19 protein-coding genes, 1 tRNA gene and 2 pseudogenes are annotated in these 21,603 nt (G+C 33.7%); 16 read left to right on the top strand and 6 right to left on the bottom strand.

Going from position 1 to position 21,603, the window contains the following annotated elements; all coding sequences use genetic code 11:
- The first annotated feature begins 67 nt into the window (after positions 1-67).
- Both VLC96_RS09930 and VLC96_RS09925 read left to right on the top strand, forming a co-directional pair.
- A tRNA-His gene (locus VLC96_RS09930) sits at positions 68-141 on the top strand.
- 210 nt (positions 142-351) lie between these two features.
- Entirely contained in the window at positions 352-681 is a 330-nt protein-coding gene (locus tag VLC96_RS09925) for a YegP family protein (protein WP_325262562.1), read from the top strand.
- Between the two features lie 290 nt (positions 682-971).
- Here VLC96_RS09925 and VLC96_RS09920 read toward each other — a convergent pair whose 3' ends face one another.
- The 3 genes from VLC96_RS09920 to VLC96_RS09910 all read right to left on the bottom strand — a co-directional run bounded on the left by VLC96_RS09920 (position 972) and on the right by VLC96_RS09910 (position 3,492).
- The gene (locus tag VLC96_RS09920) at positions 972-1,991 is read right to left on the bottom strand and encodes a M28 family peptidase (protein WP_325262560.1); all 1,020 of its coding nucleotides are present in this window, start codon (positions 1,989-1,991) and stop codon (positions 972-974) included.
- A gap of 57 nt (positions 1,992-2,048) precedes the next feature.
- Complete coding sequence (locus tag VLC96_RS09915) at positions 2,049-2,822, bottom strand: dienelactone hydrolase family protein (RefSeq protein WP_325262558.1); 774 nt, start codon at positions 2,820-2,822, stop codon at positions 2,049-2,051.
- A 217-nt stretch (positions 2,823-3,039) separates the two neighbouring features.
- Positions 3,040-3,492: an Lrp/AsnC family transcriptional regulator gene (locus tag VLC96_RS09910; protein ID WP_325262556.1), complete on the bottom strand. Its 453-nt coding sequence runs from the start codon at positions 3,490-3,492 to the stop codon at positions 3,040-3,042.
- A 235-nt stretch (positions 3,493-3,727) separates the two neighbouring features.
- Here VLC96_RS09910 and rocD point away from each other — a divergent pair, with 235 nt between their 5' ends.
- The 11 genes and pseudogenes from rocD (at position 3,728) to VLC96_RS09855 (ending at position 18,636) form a co-directional block, all read left to right on the top strand.
- A complete protein-coding gene (gene rocD / locus VLC96_RS09905; protein WP_325262554.1) occupies positions 3,728-4,978 on the top strand; it encodes an ornithine--oxo-acid transaminase in 1,251 nt (416 codons plus the stop codon).
- A gap of 259 nt (positions 4,979-5,237) precedes the next feature.
- Positions 5,238-6,050, top strand: a complete 813-nt coding sequence (gene cobA, locus VLC96_RS09900; protein WP_325262552.1) for a uroporphyrinogen-III C-methyltransferase — start codon at positions 5,238-5,240, stop codon at positions 6,048-6,050.
- A 124-nt stretch (positions 6,051-6,174) separates the two neighbouring features.
- Positions 6,175-7,479, top strand: coding sequence for a M28 family metallopeptidase (locus VLC96_RS09895; RefSeq protein WP_325262550.1), 1,305 nt, complete (start codon positions 6,175-6,177; stop codon positions 7,477-7,479).
- 740 nt (positions 7,480-8,219) lie between these two features.
- Entirely contained in the window at positions 8,220-8,879 is a 660-nt protein-coding gene (locus VLC96_RS09890; RefSeq protein ID WP_325262548.1) for a response regulator transcription factor, read from the top strand.
- A 225-nt stretch (positions 8,880-9,104) separates the two neighbouring features.
- Positions 9,105-10,586: an MFS transporter gene (locus tag VLC96_RS09885; RefSeq protein WP_325262546.1), complete on the top strand. Its 1,482-nt coding sequence runs from the start codon at positions 9,105-9,107 to the stop codon at positions 10,584-10,586.
- Positions 10,587-11,036: 450 nt separating this feature from the next.
- Positions 11,037-14,552, top strand: coding sequence for a molybdopterin-dependent oxidoreductase (locus tag VLC96_RS09880; protein WP_325262544.1), 3,516 nt, complete (start codon positions 11,037-11,039; stop codon positions 14,550-14,552).
- Between the two features lie 94 nt (positions 14,553-14,646).
- Entirely contained in the window at positions 14,647-16,077 is a 1,431-nt protein-coding gene (locus tag VLC96_RS09875) for a rubredoxin (protein ID WP_325262542.1), read from the top strand.
- Between the two features lie 305 nt (positions 16,078-16,382).
- Positions 16,383-17,003, top strand: coding sequence for a hypothetical protein (locus VLC96_RS09870; protein WP_325262540.1), 621 nt, complete (start codon positions 16,383-16,385; stop codon positions 17,001-17,003).
- Positions 17,004-17,257: 254 nt separating this feature from the next.
- Positions 17,258-17,368, top strand: a pseudogene (locus VLC96_RS09865) (DUF1569 domain-containing protein); the annotation flags it as partial.
- A 14-nt stretch (positions 17,369-17,382) separates the two neighbouring features.
- Entirely contained in the window at positions 17,383-17,772 is a 390-nt protein-coding gene (locus VLC96_RS09860; RefSeq protein WP_325262538.1) for a VOC family protein, read from the top strand.
- Between the two features lie 90 nt (positions 17,773-17,862).
- Positions 17,863-18,636 (top strand): alpha/beta fold hydrolase, encoded by a 774-nt coding sequence (locus VLC96_RS09855; protein WP_325262536.1) that lies wholly within the window; start codon positions 17,863-17,865, stop codon positions 18,634-18,636.
- A 206-nt stretch (positions 18,637-18,842) separates the two neighbouring features.
- On the opposite strand, the gene VLC96_RS09850 is transcribed toward VLC96_RS09855, so the two are convergent.
- Together VLC96_RS09850 and VLC96_RS09845 are read right to left on the bottom strand one after the other, a co-directional pair.
- Positions 18,843-19,088, bottom strand: a complete 246-nt coding sequence (locus VLC96_RS09850; RefSeq protein WP_325262572.1) for a HepT-like ribonuclease domain-containing protein — start codon at positions 19,086-19,088, stop codon at positions 18,843-18,845.
- 82 nt (positions 19,089-19,170) lie between these two features.
- Positions 19,171-19,473: a nucleotidyltransferase family protein gene (locus VLC96_RS09845; RefSeq protein ID WP_325262534.1), complete on the bottom strand. Its 303-nt coding sequence runs from the start codon at positions 19,471-19,473 to the stop codon at positions 19,171-19,173.
- A 118-nt stretch (positions 19,474-19,591) separates the two neighbouring features.
- Here VLC96_RS09845 and VLC96_RS09840 point away from each other — a divergent pair, with 118 nt between their 5' ends.
- The 3 genes from VLC96_RS09840 (at position 19,592) to VLC96_RS09830 (ending at position 21,068) form a co-directional block, all read left to right on the top strand.
- Entirely contained in the window at positions 19,592-20,029 is a 438-nt protein-coding gene (locus tag VLC96_RS09840; RefSeq protein ID WP_325262533.1) for a VOC family protein, read from the top strand.
- Between the two features lie 94 nt (positions 20,030-20,123).
- On the top strand, positions 20,124-20,651 hold the full coding sequence (locus tag VLC96_RS09835; RefSeq protein WP_325262532.1) for a TetR/AcrR family transcriptional regulator: 528 nt from the start codon (positions 20,124-20,126) through the stop codon (positions 20,649-20,651).
- A 3-nt stretch (positions 20,652-20,654) separates the two neighbouring features.
- Positions 20,655-21,068 carry a nuclear transport factor 2 family protein gene (locus VLC96_RS09830; protein ID WP_325262531.1) on the top strand — a complete coding sequence of 138 codons (414 nt, stop codon included), beginning with the start codon at positions 20,655-20,657 and terminating at the stop codon, positions 21,066-21,068.
- Positions 21,069-21,177: 109 nt separating this feature from the next.
- On the opposite strand, the pseudogene VLC96_RS09825 reads toward VLC96_RS09830, so the two are convergent.
- A pseudogene (locus tag VLC96_RS09825) lies at positions 21,178-21,603 on the bottom strand (BamA/TamA family outer membrane protein); the annotation flags it as partial.

The following is a 21,603-nucleotide window of genomic DNA, read 5'->3' as shown; positions in this document are numbered from 1 at the left end:
TTTTTTTTAATTTTTTGTTTGCAGAAGTGAACATTTGTTCTATCTTTGCAACCGCTAAGCAGAAATGGTGGTTGTAGCTCAGCTGGTTAGAGCATCGGTTTGTGGTGCCGAGGGTCGCCGGTTCGAACCCGGTCATCCACCCAAAATGGCAAAAGCCTCGAAGTAATTCGGGGCTTTTTTTGTACAATAAATTTTCTTTCCACTTCGCCCTATTGGCACTCCTCCCAGCGGGCAAGTTTTAAACGTTAATAAAGGTTGATATTTGTTGATTTTAATTTGAATTTTGTATTTTAGAAATTGATTAGAGATTTGATTTTCTAATATTTATAAACTAATAATATTTAAAATTCTATGGGAACATTTTTAATTAACAAAAGAAAAAATGATGAGTTTCAATTTGTGTTGAAAGCTGGAAATGGACAAGTTATTTTATCAAGTGAAAGTTATTCGACTAAAGGAGCTTGTGAAAACGGAATCGAATCGGTTAGAAAAAACTCTCAGGATGACAACCGATTTGAAAAGTTAGAAGCGAAAAACGGTAAATTATATTTCAATCTTAAGGCTTCCAATGGTCAAATTATTGGTAGTAGTGAAATGTACGAATCGGCTGCCTCCCGTGATAATGGAATTGAATCTGTTAAGAAAAATGCTCCCGATGCTGATATAAAAGAGGATTTGTAAAAGGATTTGTATTTGATATATAAAAAAAGCTTCTAAACCAATTTAGAAGCTTTTTTGTTGGGCTTATGTTGTATGCGAGAGGGATAGGAGCAATCCGCCGCGGCGGAGCGGATAGCCCGACCGCATCCTGGTAAAAGGGCGTATATGCGTAAAGTTGATTAGCCCTTTTATCAGGATGTGGTCTCGCCCAAATGAATTTTAGCAAACACATAAAAAAAACCGCCAAAATATAATTAAGGCGGTTTGAGTTTGAATGAAATTTATTTTAACTAAACAATTTCAATTTTTTATTATTTCTGAATTGGTTTGTCAACTACAATTCTTTCTGGTCTGTTGGCCAAATCCCAAGCGATTACAAATGCTAATTGCGTTCTTTTTGCTAAAGCGTCGAATTCTATTTTGCTAACTTCATCCGATTTTTGGTGATAATCGGCGTGTACACCGTTGAATAGGAATACGGCTGGAATACCGAATTTAGCAAAATTATAATGATCTGAACGCTCATAAAAATGATTTGGATCTTTTGGATCATTGAACTTGAAATCCAAATCAAGCTTGGTGTATTTATCATTTTGTGCAACGGTAATATTGTGTAAATCGGTGGATAATCGATCAGCACCAATTACATATACATAATTGTTGGTATTAGGATGATCAAAATCGCGGCGACCAATCATGTCAATGTTGATATCAGCTACAGTATTTGCAATAGGAAACAGTGGGTGTTCAGAGTAAAAGCGAGACCCGTGTAAACCATGCTCTTCGCCAGTTACGTGAAGAAACAATAGGGATCGTTTTGGCCCGTGACCTTCTTTTTTTGCTTTTTGGAAAGCTTCGGCAATTTGTAAAATAGCGACGGTGCCAGAGCCATCGTCATCGGCACCGTTATAAACTTCTCCATTTTTTACTCCTACGTGATCATAATGAGCCGAAATAACTACTACTTCTTCTGGTTTTTCAGAACCTTCAATATAAGCCCAGATATTTTCTGAATCGGGTAGATTTTCATTGCGTCTCGCATTTAAGTACGAAGCTGGAATGGGTTGGTAATAATTAGTCGCTCCTTTTGGAAAGGCTATTTTACTTTTTTTGTATTGTTCGATAAGGTAATTACCAGCTTTTTTTTGCCCTTTTGATCCAGTGTCACGACCTTCCATTTCATCGGAAGCAACTATAGTAAGTTTGGTTTTTAAATCTTTGGCTGTTATGGTATTCATGAACTTTGTTGGATCATCGTTATTGACAGCTTTTTTTTGTGCAAAACAGTTTATAGCTGTAATAAATACAACTAAGGTTAAGACTTTTTTCATTTAGAATTCAGGGTTTTTTATGTTTAAAATTTGAAATTTAAGACTAATCGGCAAGTACTACTTTTTCAATACTTCGTTTAAGAATAGTTTTAAATGTTCGAAAGATCTTTTGGCGGCTAGTTCGTTATAAGCGGCTCCTTTTGAATTATCATTACCTGATTCAGGATTTGTAAACGAGTGAACAGCATTAGCATAATAAATCATTTGCCAATCGGCTTTGGAATCTTTCATTTCTTTTTGGAAAGCAGCAATTTCCTCTTTGGATTCAAAAGGATCATCGGCTCCATGGCAAACCAATACTTTGGTAGTAATGGGTTCTGTAGGTCTTGATCCATCTTTGCCTAATCCACCATGAAAGGAAACGACTCCTTTTACATTCAAATGTCCGCGAGCGGCTTCAAGTACGCCAGTTCCTCCGAAGCAATAACCAATGGCTACTATATTATCTGCATTTGCACCTGCAGCAATTAATTGTTGTAAGGCTAATGAAATTCGTTTTTGGTAGGCTGCAAAATCCTTTTTGTAAGATCCGGCAATTTTTCCGGCTTCACCATCATTTGTTGGATAATTTCCTTCGCCATAAATATCGGCTATAAAAACATAATATCCCAATTTAGAAAGTCTTTCAGCAGTGTCTTTGGATAATTTGTCAATTCCTTTCCAGGCGGGTAAAATTAGAATTCCTGGTTTTTGAGTACTGTTTTTTAAAGGAGCAATTTTAAAACCATTGAGAACCTGATTTCCATCTTTGTACTGTACTGGTTTTAATTGGCTAAATGATTGAAATGCAGTTAAAAGCATTGTTAGGATTATTAGTTTTAAATTTTTCATAGCGTTATTTTTTTACAAATTTTTACAAATATCAGAATAAATAATTGATTTAATAATTTTAAAACTAGATAATTAAATCAGGAATTACTGATTGAAAATTAAAAACTTGAAGGTCGAAACGAATTTATTTTGTAACGGTATTTTCGTCACAGATTAAACAATTAAAGGATTTAATCTGTGAAATCAATGCAAATTTAAAAACTTAGTAGCCTACCTTTTACAAATTAACATTCCTTTTAAAAGCGCAGCCCAATTCTATTAATGATTCGGTTTTGGAAATTCCGGGAATAGAGTCGATTTTTTCATAGAGTAATCGTCTCATGTGTTCGTGATCTTTGGCGATCATTTTTATATAAAGTGTGAAAGATCCAGTGATGTAGTAGCATTCAGTGATTTCTGGGATTAGTTTTAATGCTTCGATAACTTTTTCTGAATCCTGATCTTTTTTCAAGGTGATTCCGGTAAAAGTTGCCCAATCATAACCAATCTTTTTTTCATTCAAAACAGGTTTGATTCCGGAGATAATTCCTTGTTCAATTAATCTGTTGATGCGTTGATGCACCATTGTATTTGAAATTTTGAGATTATTTGCAATTGCAGAAAATGCCATCCTCCCATCTTTTTCTAATTCTTTTATGATATTGATGTCAAATTCATCTAATATGTCCATATTTTGCATTTTTTAAGTTAAAATCACTTTTCCCGGGGTTAAAAGTAATTGTTTTTTATTTGTTTTTTTGATTGAGTATCTGTGGAAAGATTAAAATAACAAGATGACTTATTTTTGTTATAAAAAAAATGTTATTTTCTAAAAATTGCGTGATAAAAGTCAAATTTAGTATTTTATTGGTTTAATAAAAAATATTTAATACTTTTGTAAGGATATTTTATATAAAATTATAAACATGGCACATACAGCAGATACCCTTTCTTCAAAATCGGAAGTATTAATTGAAAAAGAGAACAAATACGGAGCTCATAACTACCATCCACTACCAGTTGTTTTGGAAAAAGGAGAAGGTGTGTTTGTGTGGGATGTTGACGAGAAAAAATATTTTGATTTTTTGTCTGCTTACTCAGCCGTGAATCAAGGTCATTGTCATCCAAAAATTGTAGGCGCAATGGTTGAACAAGCTCAAAAGTTGACACTGACTTCGCGTGCCTTTTATAATGACCAATTAGGGAATTATGAAGAATATGTGACCAACTATTTTGGTTTTGATAAAGTATTACCAATGAACACAGGAGCCGAAGCAGTAGAAACAGCTTTGAAACTGTGTAGAAAATGGTCGTATGAAGTAAAAGGGATTCCTGAAAATCAAGCTCAGGTTATTGTTTGCGAGGGTAATTTTCATGGAAGAACCACAACCATTATTTCTTTTTCAAATGATGAAAGTGCTCGAAAAAGCTTCGGTCCATTCACCGAAGGATTTATAAAAATACCTTATGATGATGTTGATGCTTTAGAAAAAGCTTTGAAATCATCTAATAATATAGCAGGATTTTTGGTTGAACCAATTCAAGGCGAAGCAGGAGTTTATGTTCCAAGCGAAGGTTATTTGGCAAAAGCTAAAGCACTTTGCGAAGCTCATAATGTATTGTTTATTGCAGATGAGGTTCAGACTGGAGTTGCCAGAACTGGTAAGTTATTGGCGGTTCATCACGAAAATGTACAACCAGATATTTTGATTTTAGGTAAAGCTATTTCAGGTGGCGTTTATCCAGTTTCGGCAGTTTTGGCAAATAATGAGATTATGAATGTTATTAAGCCAGGACAGCATGGATCTACTTTTGGAGGAAATCCTGTAGCGGCTGCGGTTGCAATTGCTGCTCTTGAAGTGGTTCGTGAAGAAAATTTATCCGAAAACGCACAAAAACTTGGATTGATTTTAAGAAAAGGTCTAAACGAAATTGCAGCTCGTAATCCATTAATCGAATTAGTTCGTGGAAAAGGATTATTGAATGCCATTGTGATTAATTGCGGAGAAAATTCAGATTTGGCTTGGGATATTTGCCTTCGTTTTAGAGATTATGGATTATTAGCAAAACCAACTCATGGCAATAAAATCCGTTTTGCACCACCATTGGTAATTACCGAAGCCCAAATTCATGAATGCTTAGCTATTATTGAAAAAGCTTTGAATGATTTCAGATAATAAATGAGATTTTTTTTAAATCAAAAGAGGTTTCCGAATATGGTAACCTCTTTTTTTATTTTGAGAATTTGAGGATTTTTATAAATATGCATTTCTTTAAAAAAGGTTCTTATTTTTTTGAATCCTTTTTTTGTCAAATTGGTAAAAGTACATCTTCTTCACAAAATAAAGGATCAATTAAGTTAGGTTTTCGCTTTTAATACTTAAATTTGCATAAGTATTTATACTTAGTAATACAAAAACCTTTAATACTTTAATCATGGCAGCAAAAAATAATCAAAAATTGACAATAGTAGGAGCAGGGCCTGGTGATGCAGAATTGATTACTTTGAAAGCCATCAAAGCATTAGAACATGCTGATGTTGTTTTGTATGATGCTTTAGTAAATGAAGAATTATTACAATATGCTCCAAATGCTGAAATTATTTTTGTTGGAAAACGCTTCGGTTGTCATGCTTATAGACAGGATCAGATTAATGATCTTATTGTAGTTATGGCTAAAAAGTATGGTCATGTTGTACGTTTAAAAGGTGGAGATCCTTTCGTTTTTGGAAGAGGAAGTGAAGAAATAGATTTTGCTGCTCAATTTGGAATAGAAACTGCAATTGTTCCTGGAATTTCATCTGCAATGGGTGTGCCGGCTTCTAATGGAATTAGTTTGACTCAACGAAAAGTTGCCGAGAGTTTTTGGGTAATTACTGGTACGACTTCAGATCATAAATTATCAAATGACGTGACTTTGGCCTCACAATCTTCGGCTACAGTTGTGATTTTGATGGGAATGAATAAACTTGATGAAATTGTTGCTTTATATCAAAACAACAGAACGGATGACTTGCCAATTGCTATCATTCAAAATGGAACTAAAGACACTCAAAAAAAAGTAATAGGAACGATTAGTACTATTTCAGAATTGGTCAAAGAGAATGAAATGGCTTCGCCTGCAATTATAGTTATTGGGGAAGTCGTTAAAAATGCTTCAAAATTAACATCATATATCAAAGAGACTTCGGTTAACGATTCATTTTTGGAAGAAGAATTTATTTTGCAAAACCTCAATGAAATTGAATAAATTATTCTTTGTAATTTAAAAATTAACTTGAATTTTTTTAATAAAAAACACTAAAAAGGCTTTTAGTTTTACAGATAATTGACATACTTTTGAGACAACTAATTTGTTTTTTATAAAATTAAATATGAAAAAAAGTATCGCAAGTATATTTGTGTTAGGTCTGTGTTTTTGTGTTCATGGGCAATCAATTGATAAAATCATTACTACAAATGAAGTAAGTCGAATCGAAAAAGTGCTTTCTGCAGACGATATGCAGGGGAGAAGAACTTTTACTCCCGGTATCGATAAAGCATCGGCTTTTATAGAATCAGAGTTTAAGAAAGCAGGATTAAAACCTTTTATGAGTGCGACTAATTTTAGACAGGAATTTGCAATGACTGAATCTAAAGCTACTTCCTCAAAAATAATTATCGACGATAAAGAAATTGACAATAAACAAGTAGTTACTTTCTCCTATCAGCCTCAAGTTTCATTGACAGAGAAAAGTGATGTTACTGTTGTTAAAATAAATAAAGGTGATAATCTGGGTAAAAAATTTAATGAATATTACAATAGCTCTAAAAGCTATTTAGTACTTGTTGATCCTTCGTTTAATAATGTGCTGCCAAATATTCAACATATTGAGAGAATTAGTGCCAATCCCGGAAACAATACTATTTTGTTTGTTTTTGGAGTTTCGCAAGCAAGTACTTTTTCAATAGAATTAAAGAATGTAATTTCTAAAAAATCATTGAATAATGTTGTCGGAGTTTTGCCAGGGAAAAGCAAACCAGACGAATATGTTATTTTTTCAGGGCATTACGATCATCTTGGTGTAGGTTCACCAGAGGAAGGCCAGCCACATCCTGCAAACGATTCAATTTATAATGGAGCCAATGATGATGCAGCCGGAAGTACTGCTGTAATTATGTTGGCCAATTATTTTAAGAAATTAAATAACAACGAAAGGACCATTATTTTTACCACTTTTGTAGCCGAAGAATTAGGAGGTTTTGGAGCTAAATATTTCTCAAAACAACTCCCTGCTGATAAAGTAATAGCCATGTTTAATTTGGAAATGATTGGTACAGAGTCCAAATGGGGAAAGAATTCTGCTTATATAACAGGTTTTGAAAAGTCAAATTTTGGTGAAATATTACAAAAGAATTTGGAGAAAACTAATTTTAAGTTTTATCCAGATCCATATCCTGAACAACAATTATTTTACCGTTCTGATAACGCTACATTAGCAAAATTAGGAGTTCCAGCACATACAATCTCAACTTCAAAAATGGATAACGAACCAAATTATCATACTGCCGATGATGAGTTTGAAACATTAGACATCCCTAATATGACCGAAATTATTAAAGCAATTGCTTTGAGTTCTGCTACAATTATTAGTGGGAAAGATACTCCAACAAGAGTTGATTCGACAAAATTGAGGTAGTCGAAAATCTAAATAATTATTCGATAAAAGTTGCCAATAAACAAGGCAACTTTTTTTTATGTTTTTATGTATTAGAGTTTAAAAGAAATACTATTTTCTCTATAACTGTAGTAGCAAGATATTTTAATTATGAGATTAAAGCGGTTCAATATTCTTGTTGTCTTAAGTTGAGCTTATTGATAGTATTTTATTTTGATAAATGAAAAATAAAAAATGCAATCAAAAATCCTAAAGTAAACCACAATAATCTTGCTACTCTATTATCTTTTACTATATCATGGGGTTCTGTATTTTTTGTTGTCATAACCTACATTATTAAAAAAAATTTAGTTTATGAATTTCGAATCTGCACTAAATTAGGTGTCAAAATGTTTATTCAGTTTACTAAACTATTTTGTTTTTTATTTATTAAGTGGGTGCTAAGATAATCAAAAATATCGATTAAACATTATATTTTATCGATTAAATACATTTTAACTAATTTATTGTAAGAAAAATATTTTAATTATAAAAAAAATATAATGACTCGCAATTTGAGTAACGGAAAAACTAGTCTAACCGTGATTATCTTATTTTTTTATGTAAAAATTAAAAGATGCTGATCATATTTAATTAGATAATTATAGCAAGAGAAATTCAATTAATGAAATCCATTTCAATGTTATTTTTTTAAAATTACGTATCTTAGCCACAAAATTAGATGAATCTACTTAAAATTAGTACTGAATAATACGTATAATATGAGTGATAAAATTCAAGTAGTTCTTGCAGATGACCACGTATTTGTGAGAGACGGTATAAAATCATTATTAGAAAACGAAGCAAATATCACTGTGGTAGGAGAAGCTACCGATGGTCTTGAAGCTTTAACGGCGATAGAGCAACTTAATCCTGATTTATTGATTCTTGATATCAGAATGCCAAATCTCACGGGTATTGAAGTTGTTGAGAAATTAAGAAGCAAGGGAAATTTTGTCAAAATCATAATGCTTTCAATGCATGAGTCTGAGGAATATGTGTTAAAATCCATTCAGGCAGGAGCTGATGGCTACTTGCTAAAAGGTTCCAGTAAAGAAGAATTTTTGAAAGCAGTTCATACCGTTTCCAATGGTGGGAAATATTTCAGTGGTGACATTTCATCAATCTTAATTGGACAACTTACTAATTCTTCAAATACTATTGAGCCTAAGCAATCATTAGGAGAAGAACAATTAATCACCAAAAGAGAAAAAGAAATCTTGAAACTTTTACTTAGTGGAAAAGGAAATAAAGAAATCGCTGAAGCATTAGATATTAGTAAAAGAACCGCCGAAGTGCACCGTTTCAATCTGATGAAAAAATTGAAAGTAAAAAACTTAATGGAGCTTTCACATAAAGCTAGCGAGTATTCGCTTCTTTAAGTTGAAAAGAAACTAAGATTCTAAGTTTCTAAGATGCTAAGCTTTTTGATTCTTTAAATTTTTAGATTTTTCATAGATTTCAAACACTTAGAATCTTAGAATCTCAGAAACTTAGAATCTTTATGTAAAAAATACGTATAAATACTTAATTATTTTCCAAAAGCTGCGTTTTCGCAGCTTTTTTACGTTGTGTACTACTTAGTTTTGTATAAAAATATAAGTATTATGTCAACAACAAACACCCTTTCATTGTCACACCGAATTTTATTTCTAAACACTTTAGCTTTTACGGTGTGTTTCGCTTGTTGGACTCTCAATGGAGTTCTTGTGACTTTTTTAGTAGACAACGGTATCTTTAAGTGGGATGTTGTCCAAGTAGGTTGGCTTTTGGGAATTCCTATTTTAACTGGATCCATTATGCGATTGCCAATAGGGATTTTAACTGATAAATTTGGCGGTAAATATGTGTTTTCAATTTTATTGCTTCTTAGCTCAATTCCTTTGTTTCTACTACCGTTGGCAAATGACTTTTTTATGTTTGCCGTATTAAGTTTTCTTTTTGGAATGGTTGGTACCAGTTTTGCAGTCGGTATTGGTTTTACATCTGTTTGGTATCCAAAAGAATGGCAAGGAAGGGCTTTGGGAATTTTTGGAATGGGAAATGCTGGTGCAGCCATAACAACATTTTTGGCTCCTTCTTTATTAAATGAATTCTCGATAGATGATCCTCAAAATGGTTGGAAATTGTTGCCAATACTATACGGATTAGCATTACTTATAATCGGTATAATCTTTCTGGTTTTTACAAAAAATAAAAAAATAGAAAATCAAACTAAGAAGAGCGTGTCTCAAATGTTGCAACCACTTAAAAATGCTAGAGTTTGGAGATTTGGAGCCTATTATTTCCTAGTATTTGGCTGCTTTGTAGCTTACTCTCAATGGTTATTGCCCAACTTTATGAATGTCTATCAAACGAGTTTGGTTATGGGTGGATTGTTTGCAACGATGTTTAGTTTGCCATCTGGAGTAATTCGGGCGTTTGGAGGTTTTTTATCGGATAAGTTTGGAGCCAGAAAAGTGATGTATTGGGTACTTGGATCATCTGTAATTTTGAGTGCGTTACTAATGGTTCCAAAAATGGATATCACCACAAACGGTCCTGGAGTTATGGCTACCAAAAAAGGAATTATTACAGCTGTTTCTAATTCGCTCGTAAAAGTTGGCGAAAAAGAATTTCCAATTAATTTAAAAGTTAATAAACCAATGGAAAACACCATATTTCCAACCCGAAATTCATGGCAGGAAGTTGTTGTAACTCAAAATCAAGAAGTAAAGAAAAAAGAATTAATAGCCAAAGGTGTTACAGCTATTCATTTTAGTGCCAATATGTGGGTGTATTTGATATTGGTAATTCTTATCGGAATTTCGTGGGGAATTGGTAAAGCTGCGGTTTACAAACACATACCTGAATATTTTCCAAAAGAAGTAGGTGTTGTTGGTGGAATGGTAGGAATGATTGGAGGTCTTGGAGGTTTCTTTGGTCCAATTATCTTTGGGTATTTATTAACCTGTACCGGAATTTGGTCCAGCTCTTGGGTTTTTATTTTACTAATATCTACCGCCTGTTTAATTTGGATGCATATTACAGTTACTAAAATCAAGAATGACAAACGATCTATTTTATTAAAGGAAATGGATAATAAATAATGGTTTTTTAATAGTTGGTTTTAATGGTGGTTTTTAGATGCTTTCCGAAGGTGATTTGGAAAGCAGTTTTTGTTTTAATCGTTCAGAATAGCTGTTAAAAATCCTAATGTTGATTTTTAGCCCTGATGGGAGCGGCATCCTTTGCTTTTTTTCTTTAAAAAAGCAAAGATATAGCGGACAGCAGGTAGTATGTTTGTTTCAATCCCTAATGTTTCTGCTCCAAAAAAAAATTATCTAAAATTCTTTTTACAGTATTGCTAGTTGCAAAAACACAATTCTTCTAATAATTCAAAAAAAGAATGTGATTTTTGACATTATAATTTTATTGATGGTAAACATTAAAATAAATTAACATTATACGTATTAATACTTATTTTTTACTTATTTTTGTTTGTGTACAATGTACGTTAGTTCCTTTGTATGACTACTTTATAAATAAAGATACACATAATGCAAAATACAGAAATCAAAACTACGTGTTCCTATTGTGGAGTAGGATGCGGAATTATTGTAAAAAATGATTCTAAAAATGGAGTGACGGTTACAGGCGATAAAGATCATCCGGTAAACAGAGGAATGCTTTGTTCTAAAGGGATGAACTTGCATTATGTAGTCAATGATACTTCGGATAGGATTTTGTATCCCGAAATGAGATGGAGTAAATCACACCCAAAAGAAAGAGTAAGTTGGGACGCCGCATTGGATCGTGCGGCAGCTGTTTTTTCTTCAATTATAAAAAAACATGGACCAGACAGCGTTGGTTTTTACATCTCTGGACAATGTTTGACCGAAGAATATTATTTGGTAAATAAACTGGTAAAAGGTTTTCTGAAAACTAATAATATAGATACCAATTCCAGGCTATGTATGAGTTCGGCGGTGGTTGGGTATAAAAAAACGTTTGGTGAAGATTCAGTTCCAATTGCGTATGCTGATATTGAATTGGCGGACACTTTCATGATTACGGGTGCCAATCCAGCTTTTTGTCATCCGATTCTTTTTAGAAGACTGGAACAACACAAAGAGAAAAATCCAAAAGTTAAAATCATTGTTGTTGATCCAAGAAAAACCGATTCGGCTTTGACGGCTGATTTGCATTTGCAAATTCTTCCTGGAACCGATATTGTTTTATACAACGCTATTGGAAAACGACTAATCGAAAAAGGCTATGTTGATTCGGATTTTGTGAAAAACCACACCGAAAACTACCTTTTGTATAAAGAAATGGTTTCGAAAAGTTCTTATGAAAAAGCATCAAAAGTATGTGGTGTTACAGTAAATGACATTTATCTGGCAGCAGAATATATTGGCAGAGCCAAAGGATTTATTTCGATGTGGGCAATGGGACTTAACCAAAGCGCGATTGGTGTTGATAAAAATACAGCTTTGTTAAACCTTTCTTTAGTAACAGGACAAATAGGAAAGCCAGGAGCTGGTCCTTTTTCTTTAACCGGACAACCCAATGCAATGGGAGGTCGCGAAGTAGGAGGGATGGCAAGTTTGTTGGCAGTTCATAAAGAATTAAATAATCCGGATCATCGCAAAGAAGTTGCTGATTTTTGGGGTGTTGATTCTATTTCTGAAAAACCGGGATTAACAGCAACCGAAATGTTCGATGCTTTAGAATCTGGAAAAATGAAAGCCGTTTGGATCATTTGTACCAATCCAATGGTGAGTTTGCCAGATTCCAGAAGGGTAGAAAAAGCATTATCAAATGCCAAGTTTGTTGTAGTTCAGGAAATTTCACATAACGCTGATACAGCAAAATTTGCCGATTTGTTATTGCCAGCTGCGGGTTGGTTAGAGAAAGAAGGAACGATGACGAACTCTGAACGTCGGATTTCATATTTGCCAAAAGGAATTAATCCACCAGGTGAAGCTTTATCGGATGTTGATATTTTGTTGCGTTTTGCCAAAAAAATGAAGTTCTCTGGTTTCAATTTCAATAATACCGAAGAAGTTTACAAAGAATATTGCCTGATGACAAAAGGCACAAACATTGATGTTTCATATTTAAATTATTCCAGACTCAAAAACGAAGGGACTTTTCAATGGCCAGTTCCAGATTATGGACACCCGGGAACGCCTCGTTTATTTGCTAATAAAAAATTCTTTACACCTTCGCAAAAAGCAATTTTCAATATTCCGACAAGCATCGAAAATACTTCGGAACAGCCTTCTGAAAAATATCCGTTTATATTGACTACAGGACGTATTCGCGATCAATGGCATACGATGACCAAAACGGGTAAAGTATCTCGTTTGATGACACATACGCCAAGTCCAGTTTTGGAAATCAACCCTATTGACGCGTACAAATCCAAAATAAAAAACGGTGATATTGTTGTTGTAAGCAGCAAAAACGGTGAAATTCGTGTCAAAGCTAAAGTCACCGAAACCATCAAAGAAGGAGTTTTGTTTTTGCCAATGCATTGGGGAAAACAATTGGATAATGATTTGAATAGAACAAACAATTTAACAAACACAATTGTAGATCCAATTTCAAAAGAACCTGATTTTAAATTCACTACCGTTTCGGTCAAAAAATATGTTAAGCCTTTTCAAAAAATTGCGGTTATCGGCGCGGGTGCTGCTGCTTTTCGTTTTATTCAGAATTATAGAGAAATCAATACTACCGATGAAATTATTGTTTTTTCAAATGAAGAAAATCCATTTTACAACCGCGTTTTATTACCTGAATATGTTACAGCCGAATTGTCTTGGGAAAGCCTTTTGAAAATAAAAGAAGATGCTTTAGGACAATTAAACATCACGATGAAATCAGGCGTAGCAATCGAAAATGTTAATGCTACTAACAAAATCATAACGGATAGTCAAGGTAAAGTACATCAATTTGACACCTTGATTATGGCAACAGGAAGCCGTCCTTTTATTCCAGAAAACGCACAACTACATCTTCCGGGACGTTTTACTATCAGAAAGAAAAATGATGCTGACAGACTGAAAGATTATTTAGATGGAACTAATTTACCTCCCGAAGAACAACATGTTGTCATCGTTGGTGGTGGATTATTAGGACTTGAATTGGCCGCTGCATTGAAACACAAAAAAGTAAAAATAACAATTATACAAAGAGCTTCCCGATTAATGGAGCGCCAACTCGATCGTATTTCCAGTAAATTATTAGCCGAAGAAGTGCAACAACGCGATATTCAAATTTATTTTGACAATGAAGTAAGCACCGTATTCGAAACAGATAATGCAAATGAATTAGAAATCGCTCTAAAAAGTGGAAGAATCCTTACTGCTAATGCAATTGTCTACACCATTGGAACCATCCCAAACATTGAATTAGCGAAGGAAACTGGTCTCAATTGTGGTCGTGGTGTCAAAGTAAATCAGTATTTACAAACCTCTAATCCGGATGTATTTGCCATTGGAGAAATTGCCGAATTCAACAATCAGTTATTCGGAATCACATCAGCCGCTGAGGAACAAGCAGATATTTTGGCAAACTTCATTGCAGGTGATATCAGTAGTTTTTACAAAGGCTCGGTATTGATGAATATTCTAAAACTAGAAGACATCAATCTTTGCAGCATAGGTGAAATCGAAGTTCCGGAAAACGACGATTCTTACGAAGAAATTGTTTTTGCCGATTTAGGAAAACGCTATTACAAAAAATGTATTGTCAAGAATGATTTACTTGTAGGAGCAATTTTGATGGGAGATAAAAACGAGTTTGCCGAATTCAAAACCATGATCGAAAGCAAAATCGAATTGGCCGACAAAAGAAATACTTTATTAAGAGGGAGCGGTTCTCAAGCCAAGCCTGTAGTAGGAAAACTAGTTTGTTCCTGCAGTCAGGTTGGTAAAGGGAATATCGAGGAAACCATCAAAGGCGGTGTAACCAATTTTACAGAATTGTGTAAAACCACTGGTGCAGGATTAGGATGCGGCAGTTGCAAAACCGAAGTGAAAGAGATATTAGCGAAGTGTAAATAAGGTTGTTGGTTGATGGTTGTTAGTTGATTGGTATTGGGATTTAACTTCCTGCTAACAACCAACAACTATCAACTACTCATTAAAAATAAAGAACATGGAATTAACAAGACTCATCGTAAAAGGCGGCGTAATCTCTCCAGGAGAATTACGTGATATTGTGAATATGGGGTTAGAGCAAGGTCTTGACGCTATCTCTTTTGGCTCCAGACAAGACATCATTTTTCCAAAAGGATTCAACGGTAATACTACCGAAAAAATCGGAAAATATCATTTTGTATATCCTAATGAAAAAAGCGGAAATAATATCGTCTCTTCCTATGTCGCGACAGATATTTTAAGTAATACTCCTTGGCTTACCGGTAATAAATTCCTTTATATTCTCGAACAATTCAAGGACCAACCCAAGCTAAAAGTCAATATAACCGATCCAAAACAACAACTGGTTCCTTTGTTTACGGGAGAAATCAATTTTATAGCTTCGCACCATGAAGACTATTGGTTTTTGTATATCCGTTTGCCAAAATGGGACAAAATGGAACTTTTTCCAGTGTTAATTTATAGTTGGGACATTGGGAAAATATATTATGAAATTGAAAAAATTCTTCTGGAAGAACCTGATACCATCGATATGATTTTTCATCTCGTTAGCGAATTAGATACTAATAACAGAACCATCGACCAGCCGCTGAATATTTCGTTTTACCCATTCCCGTATTACGAAGGAATGAACAAATTCGGAATCGATCAATACTGGCTTGGGCTCTATTGGCGCAACAATCTCTACGATTTACAATTCTTGAAGGAAATGTGTGATTTATGCTTCGATTGCAAAATCGGAAAAATATGCATCACCCCTTGGAAATCCTTCATCGTAAAAGGTATTCCAAAAGACCGCAAACTCGATTGGGAAAAATTCTTAGGCAAAAAAGGAATCAACGTACGTCATTCTCTGCTTGAGCTCAACTGGCATTTGCCCGTTGCGATGGAATGGGCATTGAACCTCAAAACTTTTCTTGTGCGAACTCTCGACCAATTCGACATCAGCACTTACGGTCTCACATTCGGAATATCCGATTATAATCGCGAAGGGCATTATTTCACCTCGATAGTAATCGAAAGAAACGAACCGCCAAAGGATCTCGAATCCATTAAAATCAGAGATACCTTCAACGTTTTGCACGCCAAAAATTTCGATCCCAATACTCGCGAATACATCGTTCACGCACAAGATGTCGACAAACTGGAACTTCCAAATATCCTCATCGAATTGAGTAAAAAATATTTCGAAGAACTCGGAACCGGCGTACTAGAATTTCAAAACGTCCAAGCCAAAAAAGAAACCAAAACACTCGACATTCATCAATGTCAGGAATGTTTAACTGTCTATAATTCAGAATACGGAGATGTAATTCAAGGCATCGAAAAAGGAACATTTTTCAAAGATCTTCCAGCCGATTATTGCTGCTCCCTTTGCGAAGCGCCAAAAAGCAATTTCATTCAGGTAGTAGAAACCACAGTGCAATAGAATTATTTATTTCGTCAGTTTGTTAAAAATACTATGGGCGTGACCCCATTGAGCAAAGGGGCTTACTTATGGCGACGCTTACAAAGCCCCTTTCCTCAATGGGGTCGGGCTATCCGCGCTACTTTGGTAGCTAGCTTCTATCCCTCACGCAACTTCACGCTTCGTAATAGATTTATTTTAAGTGTATATTTAGATTGCCAATTTCTAACCAGCCATAGAAAGTCAAATCTCAATTCAAAATACCAAACATTTTTTTTAAAATATTTCAAAATCCGTACCTTAGCTGATCATTAAACTTTTTGATTATGAAGGCTTTATGGTTTTTTGTTCTTCTTTTAACCGCTCAGGCTTGTGCAACCAAAAAATATACTGCTGCACATCAACTGCCTGATGGGATAAAATCCGCTACCGAAGAAAAGTATGCTGTAGTTAATAATCACAAAAAACTTTTGTACAAAAAGGAAATGATCTTCACCGGAAATGGCCGAATCAAATACTCCAAAACAGTTGATTCTTCTGGAAAGTTATTGCAAGAAACCGAAAAGAAATTATGGTTTGTAGTAGAATCTTATCCTGATAAAGAAAAATATTATTGTAAAACTCGTTGGAAACCCAATCAAAGGGAACGCATTAGTTGTTACACCAAAAAACAATACAAGCAAAATGAAGCTATTTACCATTATAACAAAGACGGAACAATTGCTAAAATAGCAGATGATTTTACCACTTTTAATATTCAGTATTTTTATTATGCAAATAATGAACTGTCCAAAATCATCACTAAAGACAAAAATGATAAACTTATTGATGAACTTTTAATAAGTTGTGCGAATAGAGATAAAAATGGAACTTGTTTAAATGAAATTAGAATTTCTAAGATGACAAATAATAGAGAAGAAATACACTTTTTTCCTAAATACGATTAATTTAACCCGTTGGGTGAAATTCTGTTTAAATAAAAAATGAACCACATAGAAACATAGATTTTATAGTTAATATGTAAAGAATGAATAGAAATAGCACTATTTTTCACATAGATTGCTATGTGAGAAGTGAAACGGTTATCTAGCTCTATTAAAAAAACTATAAATTCTATGTTTCTATGTGTTAAAAAATAATTTCGCCCAACGCGTTAATTTATATAATGTTAATGTATTTGTGATGACATCAGGTTGACAATTTTAACCTTGACAGTTTTAGTCATCCCTTTTTTGGGAAAATGACCAAGGAACAAATTGGTTATATGGCTTATAAACATATTGACCATCATCTGAGACAATTTGGAGGATAAATAAAAAATATAGAATGGCAACAACTGATAACACGACTTACTTTGCACCCGAACTTCATATTCCAAACGGAACATTTAATGTTGATTTTTATATAAAATTTGGTGCAAGTGAAAATTTTTGTCTTCTGAACGATGACGGAAGCATTCACGTTGTCGAATTGGAAATCAACGGTGCTATTTTTCATCTTCACGAAACAATGCGGGATGCTATTGAACCAATAAGTGCAAAGGGAGTGACAGCGGTTATAGGTTTGTTTGTTGCTGATGTTGAGGAGATAATGCAGAAAGCGATTAAGGCTGGTGCAATAGAAATTAATCCTACAGAAGATCACGATTATGGTTATAGACAAGGAATGTTCAAAGACCCTTTTGGACATTATTGGCAAATACAAAAAAAAATATAGGTTAAAAGTTAGAACATCATTAATTATTGTTAAACGACATACGACATGCCAAAAAGCAATGTGATAAATTCATTTACAAAAGAAATAAAAATGGAAAGCAACTATTCAGAAGTCAACGGAATTAAAATGTATTATGAAATTTACGGTCAGGGAAAACCATTGGTCTTAATCCATGGTGGCGGCTCTACTATTCAGACCAATTTTGAAAAAGCAATTCCGTTACTAGCCAAAAACAGAAAAATAATCGCAGTCGAATTACAAGCTCACGGCAGAACAAGCGATCGTAATCAAGACTCCTCATTCGAACAAGATGCCGACGATGTTGCTACACTTTTAAAAAACTTAAAAATTGACAAAGCTGATTTTTTTGGTTTCAGTAATGGGGGGACAACTACGTTGCAGATTGCAATTCGCCACCCAGAAATTGTAAACAAAATCATTTTAGGCTCAGCACTTACCAAACGCAATGGAGTTCCTGATTGGTTTTGGGATTTTATGTCTCAAGCCAGTTTGGAAAATATGCCGGAACAACTAAAAGAAGGGTACAAAAAAGTAGCTCCTGACCCAAATGGTTTGCAAATAATGCACGACAGAGACGCGAAGAGAATGCTAAATTTTAAAGACATTCCGGATGAACAAATTAAAGCTATAAAAGTTCCGACTTTGATCATTAATGGAGACAAAGACGTTATCACTCCGGAACATGCCATCGAAATACACAGACAAATCGAGAATTCCGAATTAGCTATAATCCCCGGCGGACATGGAGAATACATTGGAGAAATCACTACACTAAAACCCGATTTTAAAGAAAGTGAACTTGTTATTCCAATGATTGAAAAATTTCTTGACGAAAAACTATAAAGTAATAGAAACTAGAAGTAATAAATTGTAAACAATACACATTATCGTTCTTGTACTACAGCGGGTTTGGGACTAAATTAGCTATATTCTCAGATTTACTACCCTAACGATAGCGAACAGGCAAAGCAAATCATCCCAAATACAAAACCAACTTCCCATTAATCCTATTGCCTAAATCCGTTGTAGCATTTGGCAGAAGTATTTTACTATTCACCAAGTAATTTTTCGACTTCTTTTTGTAAAACGGGCAAATTTTTAATTACAATTCCCCAAATTACATCATCAGAAACTGAATCATATCCGTGAATAATTCTATTTCTAACATCAACAATTTTTCTCGAGTTAGAAATTACAATTTCGCTATCAAGTTTCAAAATGCGGTTCATTGCTTCGCCTATAATTTCAATATTTCGTTCAACTGCTCTTTTTGTTCTTAAATCATTTTCATAAATCTCAAATATTTTTGGAGTATCAATATAATAACTTTCTATTTAATTAATTGAACTTAAAATATCATAAAGCCAAGTTTTAATATTATTGTTCATAAATCAATTGTTTTTTTTGATTTATAGTTTTTCTAAAAAAAGGATTTTTTATTGCTTTTTCTTCAAGTAAATCAACACTTCTTTTAAAAATGTTTTCTAATGAAAATTTCAAATCATAATAATTATCTCCATAATCGAGAACATCCAATTGTTGGAAATCAACGATTAAATCAATATCACTTTCGGAATTAAATTTATCAGTTAAAACTGAACCAAAAGCATATAATGATTTAACTTTGTGTGATTTACATAAATTTAAAATGTCTTTTGTATGACTTTCAATTAAATTCATTTTATCTATTTTTTTATAAAAGTAATAAAACAAATTGAGATGTATAATATATTCAGAATTTTCGCAATTTTGGGTGTATTAGTGTTAACTAATAAATTAATAAAAAAAAACAAGAATCATGGCACTTATCAATCCACACATTAACTTCAACGGAAACGCCGAAGAAGCATTCAATTTTTACAAATCAGTATTTGGCGGAGAGTTCGCAAACATTGTACGTTTTAAAGATATCTCCAGCACTGAAACTCCAATTTCTGAAAAAGAGGCAGATAAGCTGATGCACATTGCTTTGCCTATTGGCAAAAATATTCTAATGGGGAATGACGTCCCAGAAAGTATGGGTCGGGTAAATGAAAATGAAAACAGATCCAAAATAGCCATTAACACCGCCACTCGCGAAGAAGCCGATAAAATCTTTACCGGACTCTCAGCAGGCGGCACTGTTGAAGTGCCTATTGCTGACAGCCCTTGGGGTTCCTATTTCGGAATGTTTAGAGATAAATATGGAATTGAATGGATGGTGGATTATAATCCGAACTTCGTTATCGAAGAGTAAAATCAAATGTTCTTAAAAAAAAATCAAATATACAGACAAGTCTGTCTGTGTATTTGATTTTTTTTTATATTTGTGTTGCCAATTAAAATAGACGATGCAACCAAGAGAACGAATTTTAGAAACTGCATTTATACTCTTTCACAGACAAGGCTATAATTCTACAGGAATAAACCAAATTATTGCAGATTCAAAAGTTGCGAAAGCCAGTTTTTACCAACATTTTAAATCGAAGGAAGATTTGTGTGTCGAGTTTTTAAATAAACGGCATTCCTATTGGTTTGACCAACTCAACTTATTTACTTCTAAAAATAAAACTAGCAAAGCTAAAGTTGTATCCTCTTTTGATTTTTTAAGGTTTATGAATGAAACTGAGAATTATCGCGGATGCAGTTTTTTAAATATTCTTTCAGAAATTCCAGCTGACAATACTAAAATAATTGAGGTTATCCAAAACCATAAAAATGATTTACGGGACTATTTCAAAAGGCTCATAACAGACGAAAACATAGCTGATCACATTTACTTACTTTTTGAAAGTGCAATAATTGAAAGTCAGCTTTTCAAAAACCAATGGTCAGTAGATAAAGCGAAAGCGATAGTTAACAATTTAATTCATCAATAAATAATGGAACAAAAACTCCCGGTTCCACCGTTTAATTTTGAAACGGCAACCCAAAAAGTACAAATGGCAGAAGATGCTTGGAATTCAAAAGATCCTGAAAAAGTATCACTTGCTTACACCATTGACACTGAATGGAGAAACCGTAACCTTTTTATTAATGGTAGAGAAGAAGTAAAAGTTTTTTTGGCAAAAAAATGGGAAAAAGAACTTGGTTATAAACTCAAAAAAGAACTTTGGGCATTTACTGATGATAGGATTGCAGTCCGTTTTGAATATGAATGGCACGATAAAGAAGGACAATGGTACCGCTCTTATGGGAATGAAAATTGGGAATTTGATGAGAATGGTTTTATGGCAAAACGATACGCAAGTATCAATGACTTAGCGATTGAAGAAACCGAACGTAGAATAAAATAAAAGTATTTTGAATGTTATTGGTCGTGAATTTAATTATGATCGCTTTTTCTGGAAAATTTGCAATCTATCTTTTTTATTTTACAAGCAAGAGTCAAGCAAGAGTTAACTATTAAAAAGTCTCTCCGGCATTAAGATAAAATGCTTTAGAATGGCGACCCCAGGCATAATTAAATACAAAATTCGTACGGGAAGCTTTATCAATTAAAATTCGTAATCCTACACCACAAGAAGGCTGGATATACTGAAATATTCTTATGTCCCGGTCTTTATCACTTGTTGAAGTAAAATTAGCAAACACTGTTCCGCTTATCAATTGATTGCTAGTAATTGGAAAACGATATTCCGATTCAAAATAAGCAATATTTTGTCCTCTGAATAATCCTTGGGTATACCCTTTTCCGCCTCTGCTGCTCGGATCCCAGCCGATAGAAGGTAAGTTTAGATAAGGCAAGTCTCCACTAATCAAAAACTGGCCATACGCCCAAAAAGCCAAAACATGTTGTAAATTCCTTTTACTTAAAGGCAGATAGTAATT

Origin of the sequence: Flavobacterium sp. (assembly GCF_035456085.1) — a bacterium.
GTDB lineage: Bacteria > Bacteroidota > Bacteroidia > Flavobacteriales > Flavobacteriaceae > Flavobacterium.
This window is presented reverse-complemented; position numbering and strand designations above follow the sequence as displayed.

Bases quoted from the DNA above. Each gene is read 5' to 3' on its own strand.
- VLC96_RS09925 (WP_325262562.1), top strand. From the start codon at position 352: ATGGGAACATTTTTAATTAACAAAAGAAAAAATGATGAGTTTCAATTT.
- VLC96_RS09920 (WP_325262560.1), bottom strand. From the start codon at position 1,991: ATGAAAAAAGTCTTAACCTTAGTTGTATTTATTACAGCTATAAACTGT.
- VLC96_RS09915 (WP_325262558.1), bottom strand. From the start codon at position 2,822: ATGAAAAATTTAAAACTAATAATCCTAACAATGCTTTTAACTGCATTT.
- VLC96_RS09910 (WP_325262556.1), bottom strand. From the start codon at position 3,492: ATGGACATATTAGATGAATTTGACATCAATATCATAAAAGAATTAGAA.
- rocD (WP_325262554.1), top strand. From the start codon at position 3,728: ATGGCACATACAGCAGATACCCTTTCTTCAAAATCGGAAGTATTAATT.
- cobA (WP_325262552.1), top strand. From the start codon at position 5,238: ATGGCAGCAAAAAATAATCAAAAATTGACAATAGTAGGAGCAGGGCCT.
- VLC96_RS09895 (WP_325262550.1), top strand. From the start codon at position 6,175: ATGAAAAAAAGTATCGCAAGTATATTTGTGTTAGGTCTGTGTTTTTGT.
- VLC96_RS09890 (WP_325262548.1), top strand. From the start codon at position 8,220: ATGAGTGATAAAATTCAAGTAGTTCTTGCAGATGACCACGTATTTGTG.
- VLC96_RS09885 (WP_325262546.1), top strand. From the start codon at position 9,105: ATGTCAACAACAAACACCCTTTCATTGTCACACCGAATTTTATTTCTA.
- VLC96_RS09880 (WP_325262544.1), top strand. From the start codon at position 11,037: ATGCAAAATACAGAAATCAAAACTACGTGTTCCTATTGTGGAGTAGGA.
- VLC96_RS09875 (WP_325262542.1), top strand. From the start codon at position 14,647: ATGGAATTAACAAGACTCATCGTAAAAGGCGGCGTAATCTCTCCAGGA.
- VLC96_RS09870 (WP_325262540.1), top strand. From the start codon at position 16,383: ATGAAGGCTTTATGGTTTTTTGTTCTTCTTTTAACCGCTCAGGCTTGT.
- VLC96_RS09860 (WP_325262538.1), top strand. From the start codon at position 17,383: ATGGCAACAACTGATAACACGACTTACTTTGCACCCGAACTTCATATT.
- VLC96_RS09855 (WP_325262536.1), top strand. From the start codon at position 17,863: ATGGAAAGCAACTATTCAGAAGTCAACGGAATTAAAATGTATTATGAA.
- VLC96_RS09845 (WP_325262534.1), bottom strand. From the start codon at position 19,473: ATGAATTTAATTGAAAGTCATACAAAAGACATTTTAAATTTATGTAAA.
- VLC96_RS09840 (WP_325262533.1), top strand. From the start codon at position 19,592: ATGGCACTTATCAATCCACACATTAACTTCAACGGAAACGCCGAAGAA.
- VLC96_RS09835 (WP_325262532.1), top strand. From the start codon at position 20,124: ATGCAACCAAGAGAACGAATTTTAGAAACTGCATTTATACTCTTTCAC.
- VLC96_RS09830 (WP_325262531.1), top strand. From the start codon at position 20,655: ATGGAACAAAAACTCCCGGTTCCACCGTTTAATTTTGAAACGGCAACC.